The organism is Streptomyces sp. NBC_00354 (assembly GCF_036106915.1).
Lineage (GTDB): Bacteria > Actinomycetota > Actinomycetes > Streptomycetales > Streptomycetaceae > Streptomyces.
This window is the reverse complement of sequence record NZ_CP107983.1, coordinates 3,656,122-3,682,322: the sequence shown is the minus strand read 5'-3', so window position 1 is coordinate 3,682,322 and position 26,201 is coordinate 3,656,122. Positions and strand designations below refer to the sequence as shown.

The 26,201-nt window shown below is 70.4% G+C and carries 26 protein-coding genes; 20 read left to right on the top strand and 6 right to left on the bottom strand.

Annotated elements, in window-relative coordinates:
• Positions 1–155 precede the first annotated feature (155 nt).
• Complete coding sequence (locus tag OHT74_RS16420) at positions 156–359, bottom strand: cold-shock protein (protein WP_030162033.1); 204 nt, start codon at positions 357–359, stop codon at positions 156–158.
• Positions 360–596: 237 nt separating this feature from the next.
• On the opposite strand from OHT74_RS16420, the gene OHT74_RS16415 reads away from it, so the two are divergent.
• The 5 genes from OHT74_RS16415 to OHT74_RS16395 all read left to right on the top strand — a co-directional run bounded on the left by OHT74_RS16415 (position 597) and on the right by OHT74_RS16395 (position 6,401).
• The gene (locus OHT74_RS16415; RefSeq protein ID WP_266664919.1) at positions 597–1,460 is read left to right on the top strand and encodes a menaquinone biosynthetic enzyme MqnA/MqnD family protein; all 864 of its coding nucleotides are present in this window, start codon (positions 597–599) and stop codon (positions 1,458–1,460) included.
• Between the two features lie 290 nt (positions 1,461–1,750).
• Positions 1,751–2,572, top strand: coding sequence for an MBL fold metallo-hydrolase (locus OHT74_RS16410; RefSeq protein WP_266664917.1), 822 nt, complete (start codon positions 1,751–1,753; stop codon positions 2,570–2,572).
• 59 nt (positions 2,573–2,631) lie between these two features.
• Positions 2,632–4,434, top strand: coding sequence for a protein kinase domain-containing protein (locus OHT74_RS16405; protein ID WP_328620593.1), 1,803 nt, complete (start codon positions 2,632–2,634; stop codon positions 4,432–4,434).
• 87 nt (positions 4,435–4,521) lie between these two features.
• Complete coding sequence (gene mqnC / locus OHT74_RS16400) at positions 4,522–5,721, top strand: cyclic dehypoxanthinyl futalosine synthase (RefSeq protein WP_266664913.1); 1,200 nt, start codon at positions 4,522–4,524, stop codon at positions 5,719–5,721.
• Between the two features lie 29 nt (positions 5,722–5,750).
• Positions 5,751–6,401 carry an imidazolonepropionase-like domain-containing protein gene (locus OHT74_RS16395; RefSeq protein WP_328620592.1) on the top strand — a complete coding sequence of 217 codons (651 nt, stop codon included), beginning with the start codon at positions 5,751–5,753 and terminating at the stop codon, positions 6,399–6,401.
• Here the strand turns inward: OHT74_RS16395 and OHT74_RS16390 are convergent.
• Positions 6,398–6,667 (bottom strand): response regulator transcription factor, encoded by a 270-nt coding sequence (locus OHT74_RS16390; protein WP_328620591.1) that lies wholly within the window; start codon positions 6,665–6,667, stop codon positions 6,398–6,400. The genes OHT74_RS16395 and OHT74_RS16390 overlap by 4 nt on opposite strands.
• 62 nt (positions 6,668–6,729) lie before the next feature.
• Positions 6,730–7,638, bottom strand: a complete 909-nt coding sequence (locus tag OHT74_RS16385) for a DUF3152 domain-containing protein (RefSeq protein WP_266664907.1) — start codon at positions 7,636–7,638, stop codon at positions 6,730–6,732.
• A gap of 242 nt (positions 7,639–7,880) precedes the next feature.
• On the opposite strand from OHT74_RS16385, the gene OHT74_RS16380 reads away from it, so the two are divergent.
• On the top strand, positions 7,881–8,573 hold the full coding sequence (locus OHT74_RS16380; RefSeq protein WP_266664905.1) for a demethylmenaquinone methyltransferase: 693 nt from the start codon (positions 7,881–7,883) through the stop codon (positions 8,571–8,573).
• Positions 8,574–8,579: 6 nt separating this feature from the next.
• Entirely contained in the window at positions 8,580–9,491 is a 912-nt protein-coding gene (locus OHT74_RS16375; RefSeq protein WP_266664903.1) for a glutaminase, read from the top strand.
• A gap of 33 nt (positions 9,492–9,524) precedes the next feature.
• On the opposite strand, the gene OHT74_RS16370 is transcribed toward OHT74_RS16375, so the two are convergent.
• Positions 9,525–10,055, bottom strand: coding sequence for a GNAT family N-acetyltransferase (locus tag OHT74_RS16370; RefSeq protein WP_266664901.1), 531 nt, complete (start codon positions 10,053–10,055; stop codon positions 9,525–9,527).
• A gap of 100 nt (positions 10,056–10,155) precedes the next feature.
• Between OHT74_RS16370 and OHT74_RS16365 the strand changes: the two genes are divergently transcribed.
• Positions 10,156–11,439 (top strand): geranylgeranyl reductase family protein, encoded by a 1,284-nt coding sequence (locus OHT74_RS16365; protein ID WP_266664899.1) that lies wholly within the window; start codon positions 10,156–10,158, stop codon positions 11,437–11,439.
• A 61-nt stretch (positions 11,440–11,500) separates the two neighbouring features.
• On the opposite strand, the gene OHT74_RS16360 is transcribed toward OHT74_RS16365, so the two are convergent.
• On the bottom strand, positions 11,501–11,782 hold the full coding sequence (locus OHT74_RS16360; protein WP_266664897.1) for a hypothetical protein: 282 nt from the start codon (positions 11,780–11,782) through the stop codon (positions 11,501–11,503).
• A 205-nt stretch (positions 11,783–11,987) separates the two neighbouring features.
• Positions 11,988–12,821, bottom strand: a complete 834-nt coding sequence (locus tag OHT74_RS16355) for a C40 family peptidase (protein ID WP_266996488.1) — start codon at positions 12,819–12,821, stop codon at positions 11,988–11,990.
• A 759-nt stretch (positions 12,822–13,580) separates the two neighbouring features.
• Between OHT74_RS16355 and OHT74_RS16350 the strand changes: the two genes are divergently transcribed.
• The 12 genes from OHT74_RS16350 to nuoL are packed head-to-tail and all read left to right on the top strand — an operon-like array spanning position 13,581 to position 26,200.
• Positions 13,581–13,940: an NADH-quinone oxidoreductase subunit A gene (locus tag OHT74_RS16350; protein WP_030028256.1), complete on the top strand. Its 360-nt coding sequence runs from the start codon at positions 13,581–13,583 to the stop codon at positions 13,938–13,940.
• Between the two features lie 15 nt (positions 13,941–13,955).
• Positions 13,956–14,510: a NuoB/complex I 20 kDa subunit family protein gene (locus OHT74_RS16345; RefSeq protein ID WP_030298030.1), complete on the top strand. Its 555-nt coding sequence runs from the start codon at positions 13,956–13,958 to the stop codon at positions 14,508–14,510.
• Positions 14,507–15,253, top strand: coding sequence for an NADH-quinone oxidoreductase subunit C (locus tag OHT74_RS16340; protein WP_266664891.1), 747 nt, complete (start codon positions 14,507–14,509; stop codon positions 15,251–15,253). The genes OHT74_RS16345 and OHT74_RS16340 overlap by 4 nt, the downstream gene beginning before the upstream one ends.
• The gene (locus OHT74_RS16335; RefSeq protein ID WP_328620590.1) at positions 15,253–16,596 is read left to right on the top strand and encodes an NADH-quinone oxidoreductase subunit D; all 1,344 of its coding nucleotides are present in this window, start codon (positions 15,253–15,255) and stop codon (positions 16,594–16,596) included. Before OHT74_RS16340 ends, OHT74_RS16335 begins: the two co-directional genes overlap by 1 nt.
• Complete coding sequence (gene nuoE / locus OHT74_RS16330) at positions 16,593–17,372, top strand: NADH-quinone oxidoreductase subunit NuoE (RefSeq protein ID WP_266664888.1); 780 nt, start codon at positions 16,593–16,595, stop codon at positions 17,370–17,372. Before OHT74_RS16335 ends, nuoE begins: the two co-directional genes overlap by 4 nt.
• Positions 17,372–18,718, top strand: a complete 1,347-nt coding sequence (nuoF, locus tag OHT74_RS16325) for an NADH-quinone oxidoreductase subunit NuoF (RefSeq protein WP_266664886.1) — start codon at positions 17,372–17,374, stop codon at positions 18,716–18,718. The genes nuoE and nuoF overlap by 1 nt, the downstream gene beginning before the upstream one ends.
• Positions 18,715–21,222, top strand: a complete 2,508-nt coding sequence (locus OHT74_RS16320) for an NADH-quinone oxidoreductase subunit G (RefSeq protein ID WP_328620589.1) — start codon at positions 18,715–18,717, stop codon at positions 21,220–21,222. Before nuoF ends, OHT74_RS16320 begins: the two co-directional genes overlap by 4 nt.
• On the top strand, positions 21,219–22,589 hold the full coding sequence (gene nuoH / locus OHT74_RS16315) for an NADH-quinone oxidoreductase subunit NuoH (protein ID WP_266664882.1): 1,371 nt from the start codon (positions 21,219–21,221) through the stop codon (positions 22,587–22,589). The genes OHT74_RS16320 and nuoH overlap by 4 nt, the downstream gene beginning before the upstream one ends.
• Positions 22,582–23,190, top strand: coding sequence for an NADH-quinone oxidoreductase subunit NuoI (gene nuoI / locus OHT74_RS16310; RefSeq protein WP_266996500.1), 609 nt, complete (start codon positions 22,582–22,584; stop codon positions 23,188–23,190). The genes nuoH and nuoI overlap by 8 nt, the downstream gene beginning before the upstream one ends.
• A complete protein-coding gene (locus tag OHT74_RS16305) occupies positions 23,187–23,996 on the top strand; it encodes an NADH-quinone oxidoreductase subunit J (protein ID WP_266664878.1) in 810 nt (269 codons plus the stop codon). The genes nuoI and OHT74_RS16305 overlap by 4 nt, the downstream gene beginning before the upstream one ends.
• On the top strand, positions 23,993–24,292 hold the full coding sequence (nuoK, locus tag OHT74_RS16300) for an NADH-quinone oxidoreductase subunit NuoK (RefSeq protein WP_266664876.1): 300 nt from the start codon (positions 23,993–23,995) through the stop codon (positions 24,290–24,292). Before OHT74_RS16305 ends, nuoK begins: the two co-directional genes overlap by 4 nt.
• Positions 24,293–24,304: 12 nt before the next feature.
• A complete protein-coding gene (nuoL, locus tag OHT74_RS16295) occupies positions 24,305–26,200 on the top strand; it encodes an NADH-quinone oxidoreductase subunit L (protein ID WP_266664874.1) in 1,896 nt (631 codons plus the stop codon).
• Position 26,201: the final 1 nt, after the last annotated feature.

Sequence of the window (26,201 nt, the reverse complement as noted above, 5' to 3'; positions counted from 1 at the left end):
GCCCCGGTCACCGTGCAACGGTGACCGGGGCGGCTTGCGTACAAAGGCCTTAAAAGCGTTCAAAGCAAAGGCAGGAGCCCCGCGACCTCCGTCGGAACGGAGGAGGCAGGGCTCCTTGGGTACTGCTATCCAACCGCGAGAGTTGGCCCAGGCGACTAGGCCGGGGTGACGTTCTCCGCCTGCGGGCCCTTCGGACCCTGCGTGACGTCGAAGTTCACCATCTGGTTCTCCTCGAGGGAGCGGAAGCCAGAGGCGTTGATCGCGGAGTAGTGGACGAAGACATCCGGGCCGCCGCCGTCCTGGGCGATGAAGCCGAAGCCCTTTTCAGCGTTGAACCACTTCACGGTTCCGGTAGCCATGAGCCCTCCTATGGGCCAAAGGGTCGCCCTGCTCCAGAACCTGCTAAGAAGTCTGAAAACTACAAAAGCCTGCGGGTCACATTCTCCGCAGGCCTCGTACTGCAAGGGAAACCAAACTGCAACTTGCGACGAGCCTAGCACGCACCCTGCGGCGGAGACCAGAGGGAAAGATCACGTCACCCGGACGTTTGAGGCCCGCCCGAAGGCTGACGGAGATCCGGGGGCTAGTCTCGCGATGTGGACGTCTATCGCAGCCGGCCCCGCGTCGGCCACATTCAGTTCCTGAACTGCCTTCCCCTCTACTGGGGGCTGGCCAGAACCGGCACGCTGCTGGACCTGGAGCTGACCAAGGACACCCCCGAGAAGCTCAGTGAGCGGCTCGTCCAGGGGGACCTGGACATGGGTCCGATCACCCTCGTGGAGTTCCTCCGCAATGCCGACCAGCTCGTCGCGTTCCCCGATCTCGCGGTCGGCTGCGACGGCCCGGTCATGTCCTGCGTGATCGTTTCGCAGGTGCCGCTGGAGCAGCTGGACGGGGCCCGGGTCGCCCTCGGCTCGACCTCCCGTACGTCCGTACGCCTCGCCCAGCTGCTGCTTTCCGAGCGGTACGGGGTCCAGCCGGACTACTACACCTGCCCGCCCGACCTGGGCCTGATGATGCAGGAGGCCGACGCGGCCGTGCTGATCGGCGACGCCGCGCTGCGCGCCTCGCTGCACGATGCGCCGCGGCTCGGCCTCGACGTGCACGATCTGGGGCTGATGTGGAAGGAGTGGACCGGACTGCCGTTCGTCTTCGCCGTCTGGGCCGCCCGCAAGGACTACCTCGCCCGCGAGCCGGTCGTCGTGCGCCAGGTCCACGAGGCCTTCCTCGACTCCCGCGACCTCTCCCTCGAGGAGGTCGCCAAGGTCGCCGAGCAGGCTGCCCGCTGGGAGGCCTTCGACGCCGATCTCCTCCAGCGGTACTTCACGACGCTCGACTTCCGCTTCGGACCCGAACAGTTGGCCGGCGTAAGGGAATTCGCCCGTCGTACGGGACCGACCACGGGCTATCCCGCGGATGTCGCGGTGGAGCTGCTGAGCGGGGACGGCGCCCGCATCTGATCACCTCCGGCCCCTTCTGCTGATCGAATTACCGGGCGGTGGCCCGGGTTCCGGTAGGGGGATATGTCGTTTCCCGGGAATTCCCCCTCTTTTCGCTTTTCTGTCCGCTTCCCGTCCGCCCCGCCGGAATGCGCGGATCCAGATGCGCGGACCCGCCGGAGTGCCCGATGCGCGCCGCCCGCGCAGGTGCGGGGCCGCGCCGCGCGGGACACCATGGACACAAGAGGAGGGGCACCACCTCCTCGGGCGGCCGCGTTCGTTCTCATGCCAGGGGGCCATGGGAGTGCGCCATGACCAATCGCAAGGTCGCCCCGGACATCACGGTCCTCGGAGACAGCCTCGAAGTGCCCGGGATCGGCTTCCTCCCGGTCAACGCGTACGTCCTGCACGCCCGGGAGCCCGTCGTCGTCGACACCGGGCTGGGTCTGCCCGACCGGAACTTCCTCGAGGTGCTGGGCGCGGCCGTCGACCCCGCCGACGTCCGGTGGATCTGGCTGACCCACCCCGACCGGGACCACACCGGCGGGATCTTCGCCCTGCTGGAGGCCGCCCCGAAGGCGAAACTCGTGACCACCTTCCTGGCCGCCGGGATCATGTCCTGCGAGCGGCCGCTGCCCATGGACAGGATCTTCCTGCTCAACCCGGGGCAGTCCCTGGACGTCGGCGACCGCTCGCTCGCCGCCTTCCGGCCGCCGCTCTTCGACAACCCGGCGACCGTCGGCTTCTACGACGACCGCTCGCGGGCCTGCTTCAGCTCCGACTGCTTCGGTGCGCCCATGCCGGACGCGGACACCGCCGACGGCGGCGATGCCGGGGCCGTCGCAGCCGAGGACCTGCGGGCGGCGCAGCTGCTGTGGGCCTCGGTGGACAGCCCGTGGGTGCACGTAGTGGACCGGGACCGCTACCTCGCCTCGCTGGCGCCGCTGCGGGAGATGGACCCGGAGATCGTGGTCTCCACGCACCTGCCGCCCGCCGCCGGGATCACCGGGCGGATGGTCGAGACGGTGAGCCTCGCGGCGGGCATCGACCCGTTCGTCGGCCCCGACCAGCAGGCCCTCGAGCAGATGCTCGCCGGGTTCGAGCCCGCGGGATCCGCCCCGGCGGGCCGGTGACACCCCCTAAGGTGCTCTAGGCGATCAGCGCTCAGGGACCGACGGGGGAGGGGGACGCGATGCAGCCGCTCGAAGCCGGCGAACCGCGGACCATCGGCGCGTACCGGCTGCTCGGCCGGCTCGGCTCGGGTGGCATGGGGCGGGTCTACCTGGGGCGCAGTACGGGCGGCCGGACGGTGGCCGTCAAGATCGTGCACCCGCACTTCGCCTCCGACGAGGAGTTCCGCGCCCGGTTCCGCCGCGAGGTCGAGGCCGCCCGGCGGGTCGGCGGCGAGTGGACCGCGCCCGTCCTGGATGCGGACCCGGAGGCCCCGGTCCCGTGGGTGGCCACGGGGTATGTGGCGGGACCCTCCCTGGGCGGCGCGGTGGCCTCGCACGGTCCCCTTCCGGAGGCCTCCGTACGGGCCATCGGCGAAGGCCTGGCCCGCGCTCTGGTGGCCGTCCACGGGCTGGGGCTCGTCCACCGGGACGTGAAGCCGTCGAACGTGATGCTGACCCTCGACGGCCCCCGGCTCATCGACTTCGGGATCGCCCGCGCCACGGACGGCACGGCCTCGCTCACCTCCACCGGCGTCTCCATCGGCTCGCCCGGCTACATGTCCCCCGAACAGATCCTCGGCAAGGGGATCACCGGGGCGGCCGACGTGTTCTCGCTCGGCGCGGTGCTGGCCTTCGCGGCGACCGGGCAGCCGCCGTTCACCGGGGACAACTCGGCGACCCTGCTCTACAAGGTGGTCCACGAACCGCCGGACCTCGACGCGGTACCGGCCGGCGGGCTCCGCGAGCTGATCGCCGGCTGCCTGGCCAAGGCGGCGGCCGACCGGCCCGCGCCCGAGGCGATTGCGGAGGCGCTCGCCGGAGCCCTGCGCGCCCCCGGATGGCTTCCCGCGCCCCTGGTGGAGGAGGCCAGCCGCGCGGCGGTGGCGCTGCTCGACCTGGAGGCGGCACCGGCCGGCCCTGCCGAGGTGGCCGCCCCGGCACCCGTCTCCGAATCCGCTTCGGGGCCGGTGCCGTTCACGGCCTCCTCGTACGGGGGACCGGCGGTCGGTTTCGGGGCGCCGGATCCCTCGTACGGGAGCGCGGCCGTGTCCGGCGCCGGCTCGGCGGGCAGCTCGTACGGCCCGTACGGTCCGCCCGCGGACGCGGTGCACGGCCCCTACGGGCCGCCGCCGGGCGCCGTTCAAGGGAGCCCCACCGAGACCGCCGGCGGCGGTGTGCCGCAGCCGCGGACCGCGCCCGACCAGGCGCGCCAGGTCAGCTTCGCCGCGGCCGGGCGGCGGTTCAGCTGCTCACTGGTCCTCGCGGCGACGGCCGTCCTGGCCGTGCTGTCCGGCGGCGGGCTGTACGGGCTGGGGCTGCTGCCCGGCACGGGCGGCGACTCCGATCACCACGCGTCGGGCAACTCCGCCGCCACGCCCCCGGCGACGGCGGAGTCCCCCGCCCCGACGGGCTCCGGCACGCCGTCGGGCACGCCCTCGGCGGTGACGCCGACCGGCACCCGGGGCGACGTCCCCAAAGAGCTCACCGGCACCTGGAAGGGCACGGTCACCACCGCCCGCGCCGGGGTCTCCAGCGAGTTCGAGATCACCATCAAGGGCGGCAAGGTCGGCGAGGCCGTCGCCCGGGACAAGTCGATCCTCCCGATCTTCGGCACCGACTGCAGCGGCGACTGGAAGCTCGCCTCCGCCACCGACCGCTCCCTCGTCCTGGACACCGCGGGCGGCCCCAACCCGGCGCCCGGCATCTGCTCCAACGGGTCCGCCGACGAGCGCTTCACCCTCAACGCCAACGGGACGCTCCACTACAAGTCGGGCGACGGCCCGGCCGGAAACCCCGAAGGCGACCTGACCCGTATCCCCTGAAATCCGCGGACGGCCCCTGGCGTAGGCTGGATCGGTCCGTACGTCTTGACACACCGCCTTGACACACCGCCGAAAGGTGACGCACCGGTGACCGACCAGGCCGCTCTCCAGTCTGTCCTCGACCGCGCCGCCGCAGGGGGCCGGATCACCAAGGAAGAGGCGCTCGACCTCTACCGGCACGCCCCGCTGCACGCGCTCGGCCAGGCGGCCGACGCGGTGCGCCGCCGCCGCTACGCCGGCACCGAGCACATCGCGACGTACATCATCGAGCGCAACATCAACTACACCAACGTGTGCGTCACGGCGTGCAAGTTCTGCGCCTTCTACGCGGCCCCGAAGGACACGAAGAAGGGCTGGTCCCGCGACCTCGACGACATCCTGCGCCGCTGCGCGGAGACCGTGGAGCTCGGCGGCACGCAGGTGATGTTCCAGGGCGGGCACCACCCGGACTACGGCGTGGAGTACTACGAGGAGCACTTCTCCGCCATCAAGAAGGCGTTCCCGCAGCTGGTCATCCACTCCCTCGGCGCGTCCGAGGTCGACCACATGGCCCGCATCTCCGGCGTCTCCGCGGAGGAGGCCATCCGCCGCATCCACGCGGCCGGCCTCGACTCGTTCGCGGGCGCCGGCGCCGAACTCCTGCCGGAGCGTCCGCGCAAGGCGATCGCCCCGCTGAAGGAGTCCGGCGAGCGCTGGCTGGAGATCATGGAGATCGCCCACAAGCTGGGCGTGGAGTCCACCTCCACCATGCTGATGGGCACCGGCGAGACGAACGCCGAGCGCATCGAGCACATCGCGATGATCCGCGACACGCAGGACCGGACGGGCGGCTTCCGCGCCTTCATCCCGTACACGTACCAGCCCGAGAACAACCACCTCAAGGGCCGGACCCAGGCGACGGTCTTCGAGTACCTGCGCATGATCGCGATCGCGCGGCTCTTCCTCGACAACATCGCCCACATCCAGGGCTCCTGGCTCACCGTGGGCAAGGAGGCGGGCCAGCTCTCGCTGCACTACGGCGCGGACGACCTCGGCTCGATCATGCTCGAGGAGAACGTGGTCTCCTCGGCCGGGGCCAAGCACCGCTCCAACCGCCAGGAGATCATCGACCTGATCCGCAAGGCGGGTCGTGTCCCCGCGCAGCGCGCGACGACGTACGAACACCTGCTGGTGCACGACGACCCGGCGAACGACCCGGTCGACGACCGCGTGGTCTCGCACATCTCGTCCACCGCGATCGAGGGCGGGACGGCGCACCCCGAGCTGAAGCTCATCTCGACGAACTGACGACGAACTGACGACGGACTGACGCGCCCGTGCTGACCCTCCACACCGCCGAACTCCTCGTCCCGGGGGCGGGTTCCGCCGCGCTGCCCGGCGGGGCGGTCCTCGTCGACGGCGACCTGATCGCCCGCGTGGGCCCGTACGCGGAGCTCGCCGCGGAGTTCCCGCACGCGCGGGTCCGGCGCTGGCCCGGGGTGCTGACCCCGGGGCTGCTCGTGCGCGGGGCGGACGTGCTGCTGGAGCGCACGTACTACCCGGACGACCCGTACGAGGTCACCGAGCTCGGCGCCGACCCGATCACCGGCGCCGAGGCGCTGGCCGATCTGAAGCTGACCGAGTCCCGCTGGGGCAACAGCGCCCGCCGGGCCACGCAGAAGCTGCTGGCCCGCGGGGTGGTGGCGGTGGCCGGGCGGCTCACGATCCCGGTGGTGCGGACGGCGGTGGTCCGCTCGGGGCTGACGCTCCTCCCGCCGGTGGCCGCGGTGTCCTCGGACCTGCCGTCGCTGGACCCGTTCGCCGGCCGGGACACGGCCGAACAGGCCTTCTTCGGCATCCTGGAGCCGGGCGCCCCGGCCCGTTTCGCTGTGTTCACGGCCCCCGACGCCGAGGCGCTGCTCGCCCAGGGCGCCACCACCTGCGTGGCCACGGTCATCACCGGCCGCCTCCTCCACCGGCGCCGCTAGGTTCTGACGCCCTCGCGGGCCAGGGCGGCCAGGAGGCAGGCCTGGAGGCGGCTTATCCCGCCCAGCTTCGCCCGTATGTTGTGGACGTGGAACTTGACCGTGCTGACGGACAGTTGCAGCTCGCCGGCGAGTTCCGCGTTGGAGGCGCCGGTCGCCAGGCACAGGAACACGGCCGACTCCTGCTCGGTGAGCTGGACCTCCCGCCGCACCTCCTCACCCCTTCGGGGCGGAAACCAGGCCGGGACGCTGAAGCTGACGACGCGCACGGTTTCCACTCCTCGCCCCCGGCCGATGCCCCTGCGGTCAACTCATCGGCTCTTCCTGTGCTCTAAGGGACGAGTGGGCCCGACAGGTAGGTTCCCTTCTGGTCGAACGGCCAGGCATTTGCCTGGCAGCCGAGCAGCCCCTTGATCTGCTGCATCATCGCCGGAGCGGGCTTGCCGGGGCCCGGGCAGGTCTCGTGGTCGCGGCCTATCTCGTGGCCCACCTCGTGGTTGACGATCAGCGCCCGGTACTCCTCCACAGGGCCCTTGAACTGCGGAGATCCCTCCTGCCAGCGCTTGAGGTTCACCACGACCGTATGGCCGGCCCGGCAGTTGGTCTCGCCGACGAGCTCGGGGGTGACCACCTCGCACAGCCGGTCGGTGGTCGAGGGCGTCGCGATCTTCACCGTGAAGTCCACGGGCTGGCCGGCCCCGACGAGCTGGAAGCCGTACGCCGGGTCCTTGGTCCAGCCGCGCGGGTCCCCGAGGATCGCCTCCACCGACTGGGCGGCGGCGTTGGGGTCGACCCCGCTGCCCTCCTCGACCTCGATCCGCCAGCGGCGGGCGGGCCCCTTGCCCTGCGGCTGCCCCGAGCGGGAGGAGGCCGCGAACACCCCCGGCCCGGACTGCGGGACCGGGGCGGTCGAGCCGGCGCCGCCCGGCTTCTGCGACGCGGCGCCCGGGCTGGATGCTGCGGCGGAGGGCTGCCCGGGCGCGGGCGAGCCGGACGAGGCCGACGGGGACGGAGCGGCGGCGGCGGGATCCTGGTCGGGTGATGCGGCAGCCGGCGCGGCCACGCTGTCGGAGACGGAGGCGGCGTCGTCCAGCGGCACGATCGCGTACGCGGTCGCCGAGACGGCGACCACCGCGGCCGAGCCGAGGACCGTCCGGCGCAGCCGCCTGCGCCGCTCGGCCCGGCGCTGTGCGCGGGGGCCGAGGGCGGAACTTCGACCGGTGGAATGGCCTGCCGGCATCGTGAACCCTTTGTTCGGCAATATCTTCGGGATCTTCACGAACGTGTTCGTGAAAATGCTCGTGAATGTCGTGTTTCGGTAGGCCTTGTCGGGCCGTACCAGCCAGTCAACGCGGACGCGCGGGCTCCGCGTAACTGTCCTTCGGGCCAGTTGTGCCCCCGGCGGTGGGGCGTGGGGGCGCCTGCGAGAATGGCCCGGTATCCGCCCACCCGCACCGCACCGCACCTGAGGGGCCAACGCCAGTGACCCGCGCTTCCCTGGACAAGCAGCCGCACGAAGTCGCCTCCATGTTCGACGGTGTGGCGGCGAACTACGATCTCACCAACGACGTCCTCTCCCTCGGGCAGGCCCGCCTGTGGCGCAAGGAGGTCGCCAAGGCGGTCGGTGCGCGCCCCGGGCACAAGGTGCTGGACCTGGCCGCCGGAACCGCCACCTCCTCGCTGCCGTTCGCCGCGACCGGCGCGTACGTCGTCCCGTGCGATTTCTCCCTCGGCATGCTCCGCGAGGGCAAGAAGCGGCACGCCTGGCTGCCGCTGACCGCGGGCGACGCGACGAAGCTGCCGTTCAAGGACGACGTCTTCGACACCGTGACGATCTCCTTCGGGCTGCGCAACGTGCAGGACACGGACGCCGCGCTGCGCGAGCTGTACCGGGTGACCAAGCCCGGCGGCCAGGTCGTCATCTGCGAGTTCTCGCAGCCGACGTGGGCGCCGCTGCGGACGGTGTACGTGGAGTACCTGATGCGCGCCCTGCCGCCGGTGGCCCGCGCCGTGTCCTCCAACCCCGACGCGTACGTGTACCTCGCCGAGTCGATCCGCGAGTGGCCGGACCAGCCGGCGCTGGCCGCGCTGCTGCAGAAGGCCGGCTGGTCCAAGGTCGCCTGGCGCAACCTGAGCGGCGGGATCGTCGCGCTGCACCGCGGTTTCAAGGCGTAGGAAGCAGTGGACTACCAGGCCCTGCTGGAGCAGATCGCGGCGGACGTCGCCCCCTTGGTGGGCAGCGGCACACCGGCCGAGTACATCCCGGCGCTCGCGTCCGTGGATCCCGGGCAGTTCGGGATGGCCGTCGCCGATCTCGACGGCAACGTCTTCGGGGTGGGGGACTGGCACGTTCCGTTCTCCACCCAGTCCATCACCAAGGTCTTCGCCCTGGCCCTGGCGCTGGCCGAGGGCGGCGACAGCCTGTGGGAGCGGGTCGGCCGGGAGCCGTCGGGCAACCCCTTCAACTCCCTCGTGCAGCTGGAGTACGAGAACGGCATCCCGCGCAATCCGTTCATCAACGCGGGCGCGCTCGTGGTCACCGACCGGCTGCAGACCCTGACGGGCGACGCGAGCAGCGAGCTCCTGAAGTTCCTCCAGGAGGAGAGCGGGAACCCGGACCTCGGCTTCGACGCGGAGGTGGCGGCCTCGGAGCAGGAACACGGGGACCGCAATGCCGCGCTGGCCCATTTCATGGCCTCGTACGGGAACATCGACAACCCTGTACCGGCGCTGCTGGACCACTACTTCTGGCAGTGTTCGATCGAGATGTCCTGCGCGGACCTGGCGCGGGCGGGCCGCTTCCTGGCCCGCCACGGGCTGCGCGCGGACGGCTCCCGTCTCCTCACGCGCAGCGAGGCCAAGCAGGTCAACGCGGTGATGCTGACCTGTGGGACGTACGACGCGGCGGGGGAGTTCGCGTACCGCGTCGGCCTGCCGGGCAAGAGCGGCGTGGGCGGCGGGATCGTGGCGGTCGTCCCGGGCCGTTGCACGCTGGCCGCGTGGAGCCCGGGCCTCGACCTCCACGGCAACTCCGTCGCAGCGGCAGCCGCCCTCGACCGCTTCACGACCCTGACGGGCCTTTCCGTTTTCTGACGCGCCGCCCGCCCGCCTCGGCGCCGACGGGGGTCACTCGGGGGCGAGGGAGAGTTCGTAGCGGCGGCCCGGGTTGCCGCCCGGGGTGATGAACTCCTCGGCCAGGTCCATGCCGAGCCGCTCCGCCACCGCCACCGAACGCGCGTTCCGGGCGTGGATCATCGCGACCACGTGCGGAACCCCCGCCTCCCGGAGCCGGTCGAGGGTGGCCAGAGCGGCGGCGTACGCGTACCCCTTCCCCCACGCGGAGCGCCCCAGCCGCCAGCCGATCTCGATCTCCCCGACCGGCCCCCACCCCTCCTGCGGCCACGGCTGCGCGCCGGTGAACCCGATCACCGCACCCTCCGCGTCCAGCAGCGTCCACAGGCAGTAGCCGAGCTGTGCATCGTGCATCCGCTGCCGCGCGGTGAACTCCTCGTACAAGGACAGCTCGGCGGGACCGCCGAGGAACTCCATGACACCGGGGTCGTCGAAGACCCCGTGCCAGGCCCGCGCGTCCTCATCGGTGGGCACGCGCAGCTGTACGACGGGGAGCGAGGCGGGCGAAGCAGGCGAGGTGGTCATCGGGGGGCAGCCCTTCGGGTTCGTGATCTCTCTCGCTGCATAGACTGCACATGTCCTGTGCCGTTGGGCACCCCTTATCGAGCCTTCGGGAGACCCCGCAGTGACCGAGCCCCTCTCCGAACACTCCGCGGATGTGATCGTCGTCGGAGCCGGGCCCGCCGGCTCGACCACCGCCTACTACCTCGCCAAGGCCGGACTGGACGTCCTGCTGCTGGAGAAGACGGCCTTCCCGCGCGAGAAGGTCTGCGGCGACGGCCTGACCCCGCGTGCCACCAAGCAGCTGGTGGCGATGGGCATCGACATCTCCGAAGAGGCCGGCTGGCTCCGCAACAAGGGCCTGCGGATCATCGGCGGCGGCCAGCGGCTCCAGCTGGACTGGCCGGAACTCGCCTCCTTCCCGGACTACGGACTCGTCCGCAAGCGGGACGACTTCGACGAGACCCTGGCCCGCCAGGCCCAGAAGGCCGGCGCCCGCCTGTACGAGCGCTGCACCGTCGGCGAGCCCGTCCGTGACCCCCGTACCGGCCACATCACCGGCGTGCACGCGAAGCTGGGCGAGGAGAAGACCCCGGTCACCTTCAGCGCCCCGCTCGTCGTGGCCGCCGACGGCAACTCCTCCCGCCTCTCCCTGGCGATGGGCCTGCACCGGCGCGAGGACCGCCCGATGGGCGTCGCGGTCCGTACGTACTTCACCTCGCCCCGGCACGACGACGACTACCTCGAGTCCTGGCTGGAGCTGTGGGACCGGCGCGGTGCGCAGGACCGGCTGCTGCCCGGCTACGGCTGGATCTTCGGCATGGGCGACGGCACGTCCAACGTCGGCCTCGGCATCCTCAACTCCTCCTCCGCCTTCAAGGAGCTGGACTGGCGCGAGGTCCTCAAGGCCTGGTGCGCGTCCATGCCGGAGGACTGGGGCTACACCCCCGAGAACATGACGCAGCCGATCCGCGGCGCGGCCCTGCCGATGGCCTTCAACCGGCAGCCGCACTACACCAAGGGCTTGCTGCTGGTCGGTGACGCGGGCGGGCTCGTCAACCCGTTCAACGGCGAGGGCATCGCCTACGCGATGGAGTCGGGCCAGATCGCCGCGGACGTCATCGTCCAGGCGCACTCCCGGGCCACCCCCGCGCTGCGCGAACTGACGCTGCACAGCTACCCGAAGGTGCTCAAGGAGACCTACGGCGGCTACTACACGCTCGGCCGCGCCTTCGTGAAGCTGATCGGCAACCCGAAGGTCATGAAGATCGCCACCCAGCGCGGCCTGACGCATCCGGTGCTGATGAAGTTCACGCTGAAGATGCTCGCCAACCTGACCGACCCGGCGGGCGGCGACGCGATGGACCGCATCATCAACGGCCTCTCGAAGGTGGCCCCCAAGGCCTGAGTTGCGCTGCGCCCGCTACGGAGCGGGTCGGGCCGGGGTTCCACCGGTTCGGCCCGCTTCGTCACTCATGGCTCCGCCGGGTCCGGTCCCCGTACGTCGGCCGCCGCGGGCCGTGGACCGTCCGTACGCAGCGGGCCACCAGCACCGTGCCCCACAGCAGCAGCGCGAACGCAACGGCCCAGCCGAGCCCCAGGATGACGGGATGTCCGGGTTTGTGCCACGGGCGGGTGGTGTTCAGCAGCCAGCCGCCGACGGCGAGCAGGAAGAGCCCGGCGGCGGCAGGTACGGCCGCAGGGTCGGCGGTCTCCCCGCCGGAGCCGGGTTCCTCGTACGCGTCGGTCATCTCGGTCCGACACCTCCTGGCCTGAATCGGGCGCTGCGCACCACCATCCTCTCAGGGCGCCGGCGAACGCGGAAAGGGCCGGCACTCCGCCCCCGAGCGGGGGAGTGCCGGCCCTCGGGGCCGTGCTGAGACGTGCTGGGCCGTGCCGAGACGCGCTGAGAGGGGCTCAGGATCCCCTGGGGAACCTCAGGGACGCCGGGGGGCCTCAGAGGACGCGGCGGGCGCCCGTCGGCGGGTCGTAGCTCAGGGAGCGCTCGACGACGCCCGTGCCGGAGTTCTGGGCGCCCACGAACTTGCCGCCGCCGACGTAGATGGCGACGTGGTAGGCGCTGCCGCTGGAGCCCCAGTACAGGATGTCGCCCGGCTGCAGGGCGCTCAGGGAGACCGCGGAGCCCCTCGTGGACTGGTCCTGCGACACGCGCGGCAGGGAGACGCCGGCCTGGCGGTAGGCGGCCTGGACGAGGCCGGAGCAGTCGAACGAGGACGGCCCGGTGCCGCCCGAGATGTAGGCCTTGCCGACCTGCGCGCGGGCGAAGTTCACGATGGCGGCGGCGGAGCCGGTCGCCGGGGCGCTGACGGTGCCCGAGCCCTGCTCGCCGGAGTCGGACGCGGAAGTGCTCTTCAGCGAGGTGCGGTCGGAGCTGCGGGTGGCGCGCTCGGCCGCGGCCTTGCGGTCCGCCTCCTCCTTCGCCTTCTTCTCGGCGTCGGCCTTCTGGGCGTCTTCCTTGGCCTTCTTCGCCTCGGCGGCGGCGCCGGTACGCGCCTGCTCCTCCTGGGAGCGCAGCTCACCGGTGACGGCGGCGGCGGCCGTGTTCTCGGCGGCGGTGGTGACGGCGGAGGAGACGTCGGCGGCCAGGTCCAGGTTCAGGACCGGCATTTCGAGCGTCGTCTCGGTCACGGGCTCGGACGGGGACGCGCTCGCCGTGCCGGCCATCGCCAGGGTGCTGAGGACGCCACCGGCAACTCCGGCGCGGACCGCGAGCTTCGAGGCGCTGCGACGGGGCTTCCGGTGGCTGGGTATGTGAGCGGTGTGGGACATGAGGACAACCGCTATCAGGGCGTCCGGGTTCCCTTCAAGAAACGTGGTCTGCGCCACAGTTGCGCGCGAAGCGGGCTAACCGGGCGCGTCGCGCGTCTTATTGACGCCGTAACGGACTTATCGGACACGCCTTTACAAGGCTGTGATCAAGGGGTTTCTGTAATAAGTCCGAATTGATCCGCGGCCTACCATCCCTGCGCACAGATGGCCAAGCCCTCTTTCGGAACCAAGAATTCGACGTGGCGCAGGTCACAGGAACGTCTCACTGTGAGGGCACTGTGGTCCGTCCGTGACCCAGTCGTGAACTTGCCGTGTGGTGGGACCCCGGCGTTCGTGAATGCGTGCACGCGTCCACCCCCGTCCCCGGAGGCTCCCCCGACCGGGCGACACGGTTTCCTTTACCCTGCAAGACTTGATGGCGCAAATTTGCCTGCACCGGCCATCGTTTGGTAGGGGCAGCCGCCTTCTACCTGCGGTAACGGGGTCGGATGTCACCTTTGGTGATCATGTGGATGCTTCGCGTATGAAGATCACGGCTCATCTGACTTCATGATCGTTCGTCAGGTGGTGGAGATCACAAACTCCTTGTTGTTACCCGTGTCGCAGATCACAGACCAGCGGGCATAAGATGCGCAGCAGTCCGGCTTGTGAACTGCCTCACATGCAAGTGGTCGATCACGGAGTGATCTTCGCGAGGCGGCTCGCTCGGCGCCGGCACAGCGGTCCAACGGTCAAGGACGACTGGAAGGAGCGAGGAGCGTGAATGCGTACGCGCCCATCCTCGTGCTCGGCGCCCTCGGCGCAGGGTTTGCGATCTTCTCCGTGGTCATGGCCACGCTGATCGGCCCAAAACGGTACAACCGGGCGAAGCTCGAGGCGTACGAGTGCGGCATCGAGCCGACGCCCACGCCGGCCGGCGGCGGTCGCTTCCCCATCAAGTACTACCTGACGGCGATGCTCTTCATCGTCTTCGACATCGAAGTTGTCTTCCTCTACCCCTGGGCCGTCACCTTCGACTCCCTGGGGATCTTCGGGCTCGTCGAGATGCTGCTCTTCGTGCTCACCGTCTTCGTCGCCTACGCCTACGTGTGGCGCCGCGGCGGCCTGGAATGGGACTGAGGGGCTGAATTTCCCATGGGACTGGAAGAGAAGCTGCCGAGCGGCTTTCTGCTGACCACCGTCGAACAGGCTGCGGGCTGGGTGCGCAAGTCATCCGTCTTCCCCGCGACCTTCGGCCTGGCCTGTTGCGCCATCGAGATGATGACCACCGGAGCGGGCCGCTACGACCTGGCCCGCTTCGGCATGGAGGTCTTCCGCGGCTCCCCGCGCCAGGCCGATCTGATGATCGTGGCCGGCCGGGTCAGCCAGAAGATGGCGCCGGTGCTGCGGCAGGTGTACGACCAGATGCCCGCTCCCAAATGGGTCATCTCCATGGGGGTTTGTGCATCTTCAGGCGGAATGTTCAATAACTACGCGATTGTCCAGGGCGTCGACCACATCGTCCCCGTGGACATCTATCTGCCCGGCTGCCCGCCCCGCCCCGAGATGCTGATCGACGCGATCCTCAAGCTCCACCAGAAGATCCAGGGCGGAAAGCTCGGCGTGAACAGGGAAGAGGCGGCCCGCGAGGCGGAGGCGGCGGCCCTCAAGGCCCTTCCCACGATCGAGATGAAGGGGCTGCTCCGGTGAGCGACACGAGCGACACCACCCCGGGCACCGACGACAACGGCAACGGGAACAACGTTCCTGCCCCGAGGGGCTCCGCCGGCGGCCCCGAGGTGATCGGCGTCCGCAAGGGCATGTTCGGGGCCCAGGGCGGCGGAGACACCAGCGGCTACGGCGGCCTCCGCCGCACCGTGGCCATGCCCGGCGCGAGCCACCGCCCGTACGGCTCCTACTTCGACGAGGTCGTCGACGAGCTCGAAGGGGCGCTGGAGGAGCAGGACCTGCTCCCGGAGAACGCGATCGAGAAGGTCGTCGTCGACCGGGCCGAGCTGACGCTCCACATCGCCCGCGAGCACCTCGTCCGCGTCGCGAAGACCCTGCGCGACGACCCGGCCCTGCGCTTCGAACTCTGCACCGGCGTCAGCGGGGTGCACTTCCCCGACGACAAGAACCGCGAGCTGCACGCCGTCTACCACCTGCGCTCCATCACCCACGGCCGGGTGGTGCGCCTGGAGGTGAGTGCCCCGGACGCCGACCCGCACGTCCCGTCGCTCGTCCGCGTCTATCCGACGAACGACTGGCACGAGCGCGAGACGTACGACTTCTTCGGCCTGATCTTCGACGGGCACCCGGCGCTCACGCGGATCATGATGCCGGACGACTGGCAGGGCTTCCCGCAGCGCAAGGACTACCCGCTCGGCGGCATCCCCATCGAGTACAAGGGCGCCCAGATCCCGGCTCCCGACCAGCGGAGGTCGTACAGCTGATGTCCACTTCCCATCACAGCTCCTCCGCCGATCACGCCTCCGCGCGCGAGACCACCGAGGGCACCGTCTACACCGTCACCGGCGGCGACTGGGACGAGATCGTCCGGTCGGCGGCCAAGGCCGACGACGAGCGGATCGTCGTCAACATGGGTCCGCAGCACCCGTCCACCCACGGAGTGCTCCGGCTGATCCTGGAGATCGACGGCGAGACGGTCACCGAGGCCCGCTGCGGCATCGGCTACCTGCACACCGGCATCGAGAAGAACCTCGAATACCGGAACTGGACGCAGGGCACCACCTTCGTGACGCGCATGGACTACCTGACGCCGTTCTTCAACGAGACGGCGTACTGCCTCGGCGTCGAGAAGCTGCTCGGCATCACCGACCAGATCCCGGACCGCGCCACCGTCATCCGCGTCCTGCTGATGGAGCTCAACCGGCTCTCCTCCCACCTGGTGTGCATCGCCACCGGTGGCATGGAGCTGGGCGCGACCACGATCATGATCTACGGCTTCCGCGACCGCGAGCTGATCCTCGACATCTTCGAGCTGATCACCGGCCTGCGCATGAACCACGCGTTCGTCCGCCCCGGCGGCCTCGCGCAGGACCTGCCCCCGGGCGCCGTCGACCAGCTGCGCGACTTCCTCAAGATCATGAAGAAGAACCTGCCGGAGTACGACAAGCTCGCCACCGGCAACCCCATCTTCAAGGCCCGCATGCAGGACGTCGGCTACCTCGACCTCACCGGCTGCATGGCGCTCGGCGCCACCGGCCCGATCCTGCGCTCCGCCGGCCTGCCGCACGACCTGCGCAAGGCGGATCCGTACTGCGGCTACGAGACCTACGAGTTCGACGTGCCGACCACCGAGACCTGCGACTCGTACGGGCGGTTCCTGGTCCGCCTGGAGGAGATGCGCCAGTCCCTGCGGATCGTCGAGCAGTGCCTGGAACGGCTCGAGCCGGGCCCGGTCATGGTCGCCGACAAGAAGATCGCCTGGCCGGCGCAGCTCGCGATGGGCCCGGACGGCCTCGGCAACTCGCTCGATCACATCAAGAACATCATGGGCACCTCCATGGAGGCCCTCATCCACCACTTCAAGCTGGTGACCGAGGGCTTCCGGGTGCCGGCCGGGCAGGCGTACGCGGCCGTCGAGTCGCCGAAGGGCGAACTCGGCGTCCACGTCGTCTCCGACGGCGGCACCCGCCCCTACCGGGTCCACTTCCGCGACCCGTCCTTCACCAACCTGCAGGCCATGGCCGCGATGTGCGAGGGCGGCCAGGTCGCCGACGTCATCGTCGCCGTCGCCTCCATCGACCCCGTGATGGGAGGCGTCGACCGATGACCACTGCGTTCTCTGGAGGGGACACCCCCCAGGCCCCCCTGTCTCTGGGCATGCCCCAGCTGCCGGCACCCGACTTCCCGGCCGACGTACGCGCCCGGCTCGAAGCGGACGCGCAGGACGTCATCGCCCGGTACCCCGACAGCCGCTCCGCGCTGCTGCCGCTGCTGCACCTGACCCAGGCGGAGGAGGGCTTCGTCTCGCGCACCGGCATCCGGTTCTGCGCCGAGGTGCTGGGCCTGACCACCGCCGAGGTCACCGCCGTGGCCACCTTCTACACGATGTACCGGCGGGGGCCCTCCGGCGACTACCAGGTCGGCGTCTGTACGAACACCCTGTGCGCGGTCATGGGCGGCGACGCCATCTTCGACGAGCTCAAGCAGCACCTCGGGGTCGGCAACAACGAGACCACCCCCGACGGCAAGGTGACCCTCGAGCACATCGAGTGCAACGCGGCCTGCGACTACGCCCCCGTGGTGATGGTCAACTGGGAGTTCTTCGACAACCAGACCCCCGAGTCCGCCAAGGCCATGGTCGACGACCTGCTCGCCGGCCGTCCCGTCGCGCCGACCCGGGGCGCGCCTCTGTGCACGTACAAGGAGACCGCCCGGATCCTGGCCGGCTTCCCGGACGAGCGCGAGGGCGCGGTCGAGGCGAGCGGCGGGGCCGGCCCCGCTTCCCTGATCGGCCTGCGCATCGCGCGCGGCGAGAGCACGCAGCTCGGCAAAGTCGTGCACCCGCGTGGTGAGGCTCCGGCTGCCACCGAGGAGGGGGAGTGATGACGGTGACTGCCGAAATGCATGAGAACGGCGCCCCGGAGAAGCTGCTGGCGCCCGTGCTGTCGGCCTTCTGGGACGAGCCGCAGTCGTGGACGCTGGAGACCTACCGGCGGCACGACGGCTACGAGGGACTTCGCAAGGCACTTGCGATGTCGCCCGACGAGGTCATCGCCTACGTCAAGGACTCCGGTCTGCGCGGGCGCGGCGGCGCGGGCTTCCCCACCGGAATGAAGTGGCAGTTCATCCCGCAGGGCGACGGAAAGCCGCACTACCTCGTCGTGAACGCGGACGAGTCGGAGCCGGGAACCTGCAAGGACATCCCCCTTCTCTTCGCCAACCCGCACTCCCTCATCGAGGGAATGATCATTGCCTGCTACGCGATCCGGTCGGAGCACGCCTTCATCTACCTGCGCGGCGAGGTCGTGCCGGTGCTGCGACGCCTGCACGAGGCGGTGCGCGAGGCGTACGAGGCCGGCTACCTCGGAAAGGACATTCTGGGGAGCGGCCTCGACCTCGACATCACGGTGCACGCGGGGGCGGGCGCGTACATCTGCGGTGAGGAGACGGCACTCCTCGACTCCCTCGAAGGCCGGCGCGGTCAGCCCCGGCTGCGTCCCCCCTTCCCTGCCGTCGAGGGGCTCTACGCGTGCCCCACTGTCGTCAACAACGTGGAGTCGATCGCCTCGGTTCCCGCGATCCTGAACAAGGGCAAGGACTGGTTCAAGTCGATGGGGACCGAGAAGTCCCCCGGCTTCACCCTGTACTCGCTCTCCGGGCACGTCGCCGGACCCGGCCAGTACGAGGCCCCGCTGGGCATCACCCTGCGCCAGCTGCTCGACATGAGCGGCGGGATGCGCCCCGGGCACCGGCTGAAGTTCTGGACCCCGGGCGGCTCGTCCACCCCGATGTTCACGGACGAGCACCTCGACGTCCCGCTGGACTACGAGGGCGTCGGTGCGGCCGGCTCCATGCTCGGCACCAAGGCGCTCCAGTGCTTCGACGAGACGACCTGCGTGGTGCGGGCCGTCACCCGCTGGACCGAGTTCTACGCCCACGAGTCCTGCGGCAAGTGCACCCCCTGCCGCGAAGGAACGTACTGGCTGGTCCAGTTGCTGCGCGACATCGAGGCCGGCAAGGGCGTCATGTCCGACCTCGACAAGCTGAACGACATCGCCGACAACATCAACGGCAAGTCGTTCTGCGCGCTCGGCGACGGCGCCGCCAGCCCGATCTTCTCCTCGCTCAAGTACTTCCGTGCGGAGTACGAGCAGCACATCACGGGCAAGGGCTGCCCCTTCGACCCCAGGAAGTCGACCCTCTGGGCTGACACGGAGGTGAACGCATGACCGTCACCACTAACGCTCCCGCCGGTGGCGGCGAGGCGGCGGTGCCGCCGGAGAATCTGGTCTCCCTGACCATCGACGGCATCGAACTGTCGGTGCCCAAGGGGACCCTGGTCATCCGGGCCGCCGAGCAGATCGGCATCGAGATCCCCCGGTTCTGCGACCACCCCCTCCTCGACCCGGTCGGCGCCTGCCGCCAGTGCATCGTCGAGGTCGAGGGCCAGCGCAAGCCGATGGCCTCCTGCACGATCACCTGCACCGACGGCATGGTCGTCAAGACGCAGCTGACCTCCCCGGTCGCCGAGAAGTCCCAGCGCGGGGTGATGGAGCTGCTGCTCATCAACCACCCGCTGGACTGCCCGGTCTGCGACAAGGGCGGCGAGTGCCCGCTGCAGAACCAGGCGATGTCCCACGGGCAGAGCGACTCGCGTTTCGAGGGCAAGAAGCGCACGTACGAGAAGCCGGTCCCGATCTCCACGCAGGTGCTGCTGGACCGCGAGCGGTGCGTGCTGTGCGCGCGCTGCACCCGCTTCTCCAACCAGGTGGCCGGCGACCCGATGATCGAGATGCTCGAGCGCGGCGCGCTCCAGCAGATCGGCACCGGCGAGGGCGACCCGTTCGAGTCGTACTTCTCCGGCAACACCATCCAGATCTGCCCCGTCGGCGCCCTCACCTCGGCCGCGTACCGGTTCCGCTCCCGCCCGTTCGACCTCGTCTCCTCCCCGAGCGTGTGCGAGCACTGCGCGGGCGGCTGCGCGACCCGGACCGACCACCGCCGCGGCAAGGTGCTGCGCCGGATGGCCGCCGAGGACCCCGAGGTCAACGAGGAGTGGATCTGCGACAAGGGCCGCTTCGGGTTCCGCTACGCGCAGCGCCCGGACCGCCTCACCACCCCGCTGGTGCGCGGCACGGACGGGGTCCTCGCCCCGGCCAGCTGGCCCGAGGCCCTGGAGGCCGCGGCCGCCGGGCTCGCCGCCGCGCGCGGCCGGGCGGGGGTCCTGACCGGCGGCCGGCTCACCGTCGAGGACGCGTACGCGTACGCCAAGTTCGCCCGGGTCGTCCTCGACACCAACGACATCGACTTCCGGGCCCGGATCCACAGTGCGGAGGAGGCCGAGTTCCTGGCCGCCACCGTCGCCGGCACCGGCAAGGACCTCGACGGTACGGGGGTGACGTACTCCGTGCTGGAGGCGGCGCCCGCCGTCCTGCTCGCCGGCATCGAGTCCGAGGAGGAGGCCCCCGGCGTCTTCCTGCGGCTGCGCAAGGCCCACCGCAAGCACAAGCAGCGGACCTTCGCCCTCGCCCCGTTCGCCACCCGGGGCCTGGAGAAGGCGGGCGGCACCCTGCTGGCCGCCGCCCCCGGCACCGAGCCCGACTGGCTGGACGCCCTTGCCACCCGGACCGGCCTGGAGGCCGGCGGGGCGGAGGCCGCCGATGCGCTGCGGCAGCCCGGCGCGGTCGTCGTGGTCGGGGAGCGCCTCGCCGGCGTGCCCGGTGCGCTGACCGCCGCCGTACGGGCCGCGGCCGCCACCGGCGCGCGGCTGGTGTGGATCCCGCGGCGGGCCGGGGAGCGGGCCGCCGTCGAGGCGGGCGCGCTGCCGTCCCTGCTGCCGGGGGCCCGTCCGGCCACCGACCCGCGGGCCCGCGACGAGGTCGCCACCGCCTGGGGGCTGGACGACCTCCCGCACCGCTACGGCCGCGACACCGGCCAGATCGTCGAGGCCGCGGCGGGCGGTGAGCTCTCCGCCCTGCTGGTCGCGGGCGTCGAGATCGCAGACCTGCCGGATCCGGCCCGGGCGCTGGTCGCCCTCCAGGAGGCCTTCGTGGTCTCGCTGGAACTGCGGCCCGGGCAGGTCACCGACCACGCGGACGTGGTCTTCCCGGTCGCCGCCGTCGCCGAGAAGGCCGGCGCGTTCATCAACTGGGAGGGCAGGGTCCGGCCGTTCGAGGCCGCGCTCAAGCCCGACCAGATGACCCGCCCGCTCGCCCCCGCCGACGCCCGCGTGCTGCACATGCTGGCCGACGCGGCCGACCGGCCGATCGCGCTGCCCGACGTACACGCCGTACGCCGCGAGCTCGACGCGCTCGGCCCGTGGACCGGGGAGCGGGCCGCCGGACAGTCCGCGGACACCGCGCCGCAGCCCCGCCCCGGGGCGGGCGAGGCGGTCCTCGCGGGCCACCGGCTCCTCCTCGACCAGGGCCGGCTCCAGGAGGGCGACGACGCCCTGGCCGGCACCCGGCACGAGGCGAGCGCCCGGCTCTCGGCCGCCACGGCCGCCGAGACGGGCGTCAAGGACGGCGACGTCCTCGCGGTGACCGGCCCGGCCGGCTCCGTGGAACTGCCGCTGCGGATCACCGAGATGCCCGACCGGGTGGTCTGGCTCCCGCTGAACTCCACCGGCCGCGGCGTCCTCGCCGACACCGGGGCCCACCCGGGCACCCTCGTACGGATCGGCCCGGCGACCCCGGCCGACAGCAGCGGCACCGATGCGGAGGTGGGCGCGTGAACGCGGTACAGCTCGCTGCCGAGGACCTCTCCCTGTTCGGCAGGGACGTCTGGTGGCTGGTCGTCGTCAAGGCGGTGTTCTGCTTCGCCTTCCTGATGGTGACCGTGCTCTTCTCCATCGTGTGGGAGCGCAAGGTCGTCGCCTGGATGCAGCTGCGCATCGGCCCCAACCGGCACGGCCCCTGGGGCATGCTCCAGTCGCTCGCCGACGGCGTGAAGCTGATGCTCAAGGAAGACATCATCGTCAAGCGGGCCGACAAGGTGGTGTACGTCCTGGCCCCGATCATCGCGGCGATCCCGGCCTTCATGGCCATCGCGGTGATCCCCTTCGGGCCTCCCGGCGACGAGGTCTCGATCTTCGGCCAGCGGACCACGATGCAGCTGACCGACCTGCCGATCGCGATGCTCTACATCCTCGCGGTCGCCTCGGTCGGCATCTACGGCATCGTCCTGGCCGGCTGGTCCTCGGGCTCGACGTACCCGCTGCTCGGCGGACTGCGCTCCTGCGCGCAGATGATCAGTTACGAGATCGCGATGGGCGCGGCCTTCGCCTCCGTCTTCCTCTACTCCGGGTCGATGTCGACCTCGGCGATCGTGGAGGCGCAGGCCGACCGCTGGTACATCGTGCTGCTGCCGGTCTCGTTCATCATCTACGTCATCACCATGGTCGGCGAGACGAACCGCGCGCCGTTCGACATGCCGGAGTCCGAGGGCGACCTCGTCGGCGGCTTCAACACCGAGTACTCCTCCATCAAGTTCGCGCTGTTCATGCTGGCGGAGTACGTCAACATGGTCACCGTCTCGGCGGTCTCGGTCACGCTCTTCCTGGGCGGCTGGCGGGCCCCGTACCCGATCAGCCACTTCTGGGAGGGCGCGAACCACGGCTGGTGGCCGATGCTCTGGTTCGTCATCAAGGTCCAGCTGCTGCTGTTCTTCTTCATCTGGCTGCGCGGCACGCTGCCCCGCGTGCGCTACGACCAGCTGATGAAGCTCGGCTGGAAGGTCCTGATCCCGGTCTCCGTGGTCTGGCTGATGCTGGTGGCGACCGTCCGGGCGCTGCGCAACGAGAGTTACGACTTCTCGGAGATCGTCCTGTACGTCGGCGGCGCCGTCGTCGCGATCCTGCTGCTGTCCTTCGTCGCGGACCTCTTCCGCGACCGCAAGGAGAAGGCGGCCGCGGAGCAGGCCGACGAGGCCTCCGCGGCCGAGCCGTTCGACCCGCTGGCGGGCGGGTTCCCCGTACCGCCCAAGCCCGGCCAGCACCTGGCACCCGTACCGCGCAGGCGGCCTCGCAGTGAGCGGGAGCTGATTGTCAGTGGCGGGACGAATACTGACAGTGACCGAGAGGAGGGTGCTGAGAATGCCTGACGCGGACCGGAACGAGAAGAACGACACGTGGCAGAACCCGGTGGCCGGCTTCGGCGTGACCTTCAAGGCCATGTTCAAGAAGCGCCTCACCGAGCAGTACCCGGAGCAGCAGAAGACGACCGCTCCGCGCTTCCACGGACGGCACCAGCTGAACCGGCACCCGGACGGTCTGGAGAAGTGCATCGGGTGCGAGCTGTGCGCCTGGGCCTGTCCCGCCGACGCCATCTACGTGGAGGGCGCGGACAACACCGAGGAGGAGCGGTACTCCCCGGGTGAGCGGTACGGCGCGGTCTACCAGATCAACTACGCCCGCTGCATCCTGTGCGGGCTGTGCATCGAGGCCTGCCCGACGCGGGCGCTGACGATGACGAACGAGTTCGAACTGGCCGACGCCAGCCGCGAATCGCTCATCTACACCAAGGAGCAACTGCTCGCCGGCCTGACCGAGGGCATGGTGGAGTCGCCGCACTCGATCTTCCCGGGCATGGACGAGCAGGACTACTACCGCGGGCTGGTGACCGGGGCGGCTCCCGGCACGCAGCGGCAGGTGGCCGTCTCGAAGGGCGAGCAGGCGGCGCCCTCCGAGGGGGTGGGGGCGTGAGCACCATCGCCGCGGCCACCCTGACCTCCACGGGCGAGGCGGTCCAGTTCTGGGTCCTCGGCACTGTCGCCGTCATCGGCGCGCTGTCCACGATCCTGATGAAGAAGGCCGTGCACAGCGCGCTGAGCCTGGCCGGGACGATGATCATCCTGGCGGTCTTCTACCTCGCCAACGGGGCGTACTTCCTGGGCGTGGTCCAGGTCATCGTCTACACCGGCGCGATCATGATGCTCTTCCTCTTCGTGGTCATGCTCGTCGGAGTCACCGCCGCCGACTCGCTGAAGGAGACCCTCAAGGGGCAGCGCTGGCTGGCCGCCCTGTGCGGGCTCGGCTTCGGCGTCCTGCTGATCGCCGGCATCGCCAATGCCGGGCTCAGCCACTTCAACGGGCTCGGCCGGGTCAACTCCGCCGGGCACGTGGAGGGGCTGGCCACGCTGATCTTCACCAAGTACGTGTTCGCCTTCGAGATCACCGGCGCGCTGCTGATCACGGCCGCCGTCGGCGCGATGGTCCTCACCCACCGCGAGCGCACCGAGCGGGCCGCCACGCAGCGCGAGCTCGCCGAGCGCCGCGTCCGCGAGGGCGTGCAGCTCCCGCCGCTGCCCGCGCCCGGCGTCTACGCCCGGCACAACGCGGTGGACGTCGCCGGTCTGCTGCCGGACGGCACGCCGTCCGAGCTGACCGTCAACAAGACGCTGCGCGCCCGCGGCCAGATCCGGGACGTCTCCAGCGAGGCGCTGAACGACCTGAAGGCGCTGGAGCAGGCGTCGGCCGAGCGGCTCGGCCGTGAGGAGGCCTCGAAGTGAACCCGGTCAACTACCTGTACCTGTCGGCGCTGCTGTTCACCATCGGCGCCGCCGGAGTGCTGATCCGGAAGAACGCGATCGTGCTGTTCATGTGCATCGAGCTGATGCTCAACGCCTGCAACCTCGCCTTCGTCGTCTTCTCCCGGATGCACGGCAACCTCGACGGCCAGATCATCGCCTTCTTCACGATGGTCGTCGCCGCCGCGGAGGTCGTGGTGGGCCTCGCGATCATCGTGTCGCTGTTCCGTACCCGCCACTCGGCCTCGGTCGACGACGCCAGCCTGATGAAGCTGTAAGGGGCGCTCACAGTGGAGAATCTGATTGGGCTGCTGATCGCGGCGCCCCTGCTCGGAGCGGTGGTGCTGCTCTGCGGCGGCCGCCGCCTCGACAAGGCCGGCCACTGGCTCGGCACCCTGCTCGCCGCCGCCTCCTTCGGCATCGGCGTGGCCCTGTTCGCCGATCTGCTCGGACGCAGCGCCGACGACCGGACCCTGTACGAGAAGCTGTACACCTGGATCCCGGTCGAGGGCTTCCAGGCGGACGTCGCCTTCCAGCTCGACCAGCTGTCGATGACCTTCGTCCTGCTGATCACCGGGGTGGGCACGCTCATCCACGTGTACTCGATCGGGTACATGGAGCACGACGAGCGTCGCCGCCGCTTCTTCGGCTACCTCAACCTGTTCCTCGCGGCGATGCTGCTGCTGGTCCTCGCCGACAACTACCTGCTGCTGTACGTCGGGTGGGAGGGCGTCGGCCTCGCCTCGTACCTGCTCATCGGCTTCTGGCAGCACAAGCCCAGCGCGGCGACCGCCGCGAAGAAGGCCTTCCTGGTCAACCGGGTCGGCGACATGGGCCTGTCGATCGCGATCATGCTGCTGTTCACCACCTTCGGGACCTTCGCCTTCGGGCCGGTGTTCGCCTCCGTGGGCAACGCCACCGAGGGCAAGCTGACGGCGATCGCGCTGATGCTGCTGCTCGCCGCGTGCGGCAAGTCGGCCCAGGTGCCGCTGCAGTCCTGGCTCGGCGACGCGATGGAGGGCCCGACCCCCGTCTCGGCCCTGATCCACGCGGCGACGATGGTGACGGCGGGCGTGTACCTGATCGTCCGCTCGGCCGCCGTTTTCAACGGCGCGCCGGACGCCCAGCTGGTGGTCACCATCGTGGGCGCGGTCACGCTGCTCTTCGGTGCGATCGTCGGTTGCGCGAAGGACGACATCAAGAAGGCCCTCGCCGGGTCGACGATGTCCCAGATCGGTTACATGATCCTGGCGGCGGGCCTCGGCCCCATCGGGTACGTCTTCGCGATCATGCACCTGGTGACGCACGGCTTCTTCAAGGCCGGCCTCTTCCTCGGCGCGGGTTCCGTCATGCACGGGATGAACGACGAGGTGGACATGCGCAAGTACGGCGCCCTGCGGAAGTTCATGCCGGTCACGTTCGTCACCTTCGGCCTCGGCTACCTGGCGATCATCGGCTTCCCCGGTCTGTCCGGCTTCTTCTCCAAGGACATGATCATCGAGGCGGCCTTCGCCAAGGGCGGCACCCAGGGCTGGATCCTCGGCGGGGTCGCCCTGCTGGGCGCCGGCATCACGGCCTTCTACATGACCCGGGTCATGCTCCTCACCTTCTTCGGCGAGAAGCGCTGGCAGCCGGACGCCGAGGGCAACGAACCGCACCCGCACGAGTCCCCGAAGTCCATGACCATCCCGATGGTCATCCTGGCGTTCGGGTCGGTCTTCGCCGGCGCGTTCTTCGAGATCGGCGAGCGCTTCCTGAAGTGGCTGGAGCCCGTCACCGGCTACGAGCACGGCAACTCGCCGGTCAGCGCCATGACGGTGACCGCGTCCACCATGGTCGTCCTCGTCGTCGGCGTCGGCATCGCCTGGTCGATGTACGGCCGCAGGCCCGTCCCGGTCCTCGCCCCGCGCGGCTCGCTCCTCACCCGGGCGGCCCGGCGGGACCTGCTCCAGGACGACTTCAACCACGTCGTGCTGGTGCGCGGCGGGGAGCACCTGACCCGCTCGCTCGTGTACGTCGACCACAGCCTGGTCGACGGGGTGGTCAACGGGACGGCCGCCTCGGTCGGCGGACTGTCGGGCCGGCTGCGCAAGCTGCAGAACGGCTACGCCCGCAGCTACGCGGTCTCGATGTTCGGGGGCACGGCGATCCTCATCGCCGCGACCCTGCTGATGAGGGCGGTGTGAG

Coding starts and splice junctions, on each gene's coding strand:
- OHT74_RS16420 (WP_030162033.1), bottom strand. CDS start 359: ATGGCTACCGGAACCGTGAAGTGGTTCAACGCTGAAAAGGGCTTCGGC.
- OHT74_RS16410 (WP_266664917.1), top strand. CDS start 1,751: ATGACCAATCGCAAGGTCGCCCCGGACATCACGGTCCTCGGAGACAGC.
- OHT74_RS16405 (WP_328620593.1), top strand. CDS start 2,632: ATGCAGCCGCTCGAAGCCGGCGAACCGCGGACCATCGGCGCGTACCGG.
- OHT74_RS16385 (WP_266664907.1), bottom strand. CDS start 7,638: ATGCCGGCAGGCCATTCCACCGGTCGAAGTTCCGCCCTCGGCCCCCGC.
- OHT74_RS16370 (WP_266664901.1), bottom strand. CDS start 10,055: ATGACCACCTCGCCTGCTTCGCCCGCCTCGCTCCCCGTCGTACAGCTG.
- OHT74_RS16360 (WP_266664897.1), bottom strand. CDS start 11,782: ATGACCGACGCGTACGAGGAACCCGGCTCCGGCGGGGAGACCGCCGAC.
- OHT74_RS16355 (WP_266996488.1), bottom strand. CDS start 12,821: ATGTCCCACACCGCTCACATACCCAGCCACCGGAAGCCCCGTCGCAGC.
- OHT74_RS16345 (WP_030298030.1), top strand. CDS start 13,956: ATGGGACTGGAAGAGAAGCTGCCGAGCGGCTTTCTGCTGACCACCGTC.
- OHT74_RS16335 (WP_328620590.1), top strand. CDS start 15,253: ATGTCCACTTCCCATCACAGCTCCTCCGCCGATCACGCCTCCGCGCGC.
- nuoE (WP_266664888.1), top strand. CDS start 16,593: ATGACCACTGCGTTCTCTGGAGGGGACACCCCCCAGGCCCCCCTGTCT.
- nuoF (WP_266664886.1), top strand. CDS start 17,372: ATGACGGTGACTGCCGAAATGCATGAGAACGGCGCCCCGGAGAAGCTG.
- OHT74_RS16320 (WP_328620589.1), top strand. CDS start 18,715: ATGACCGTCACCACTAACGCTCCCGCCGGTGGCGGCGAGGCGGCGGTG.
- nuoI (WP_266996500.1), top strand. CDS start 22,582: ATGCCTGACGCGGACCGGAACGAGAAGAACGACACGTGGCAGAACCCG.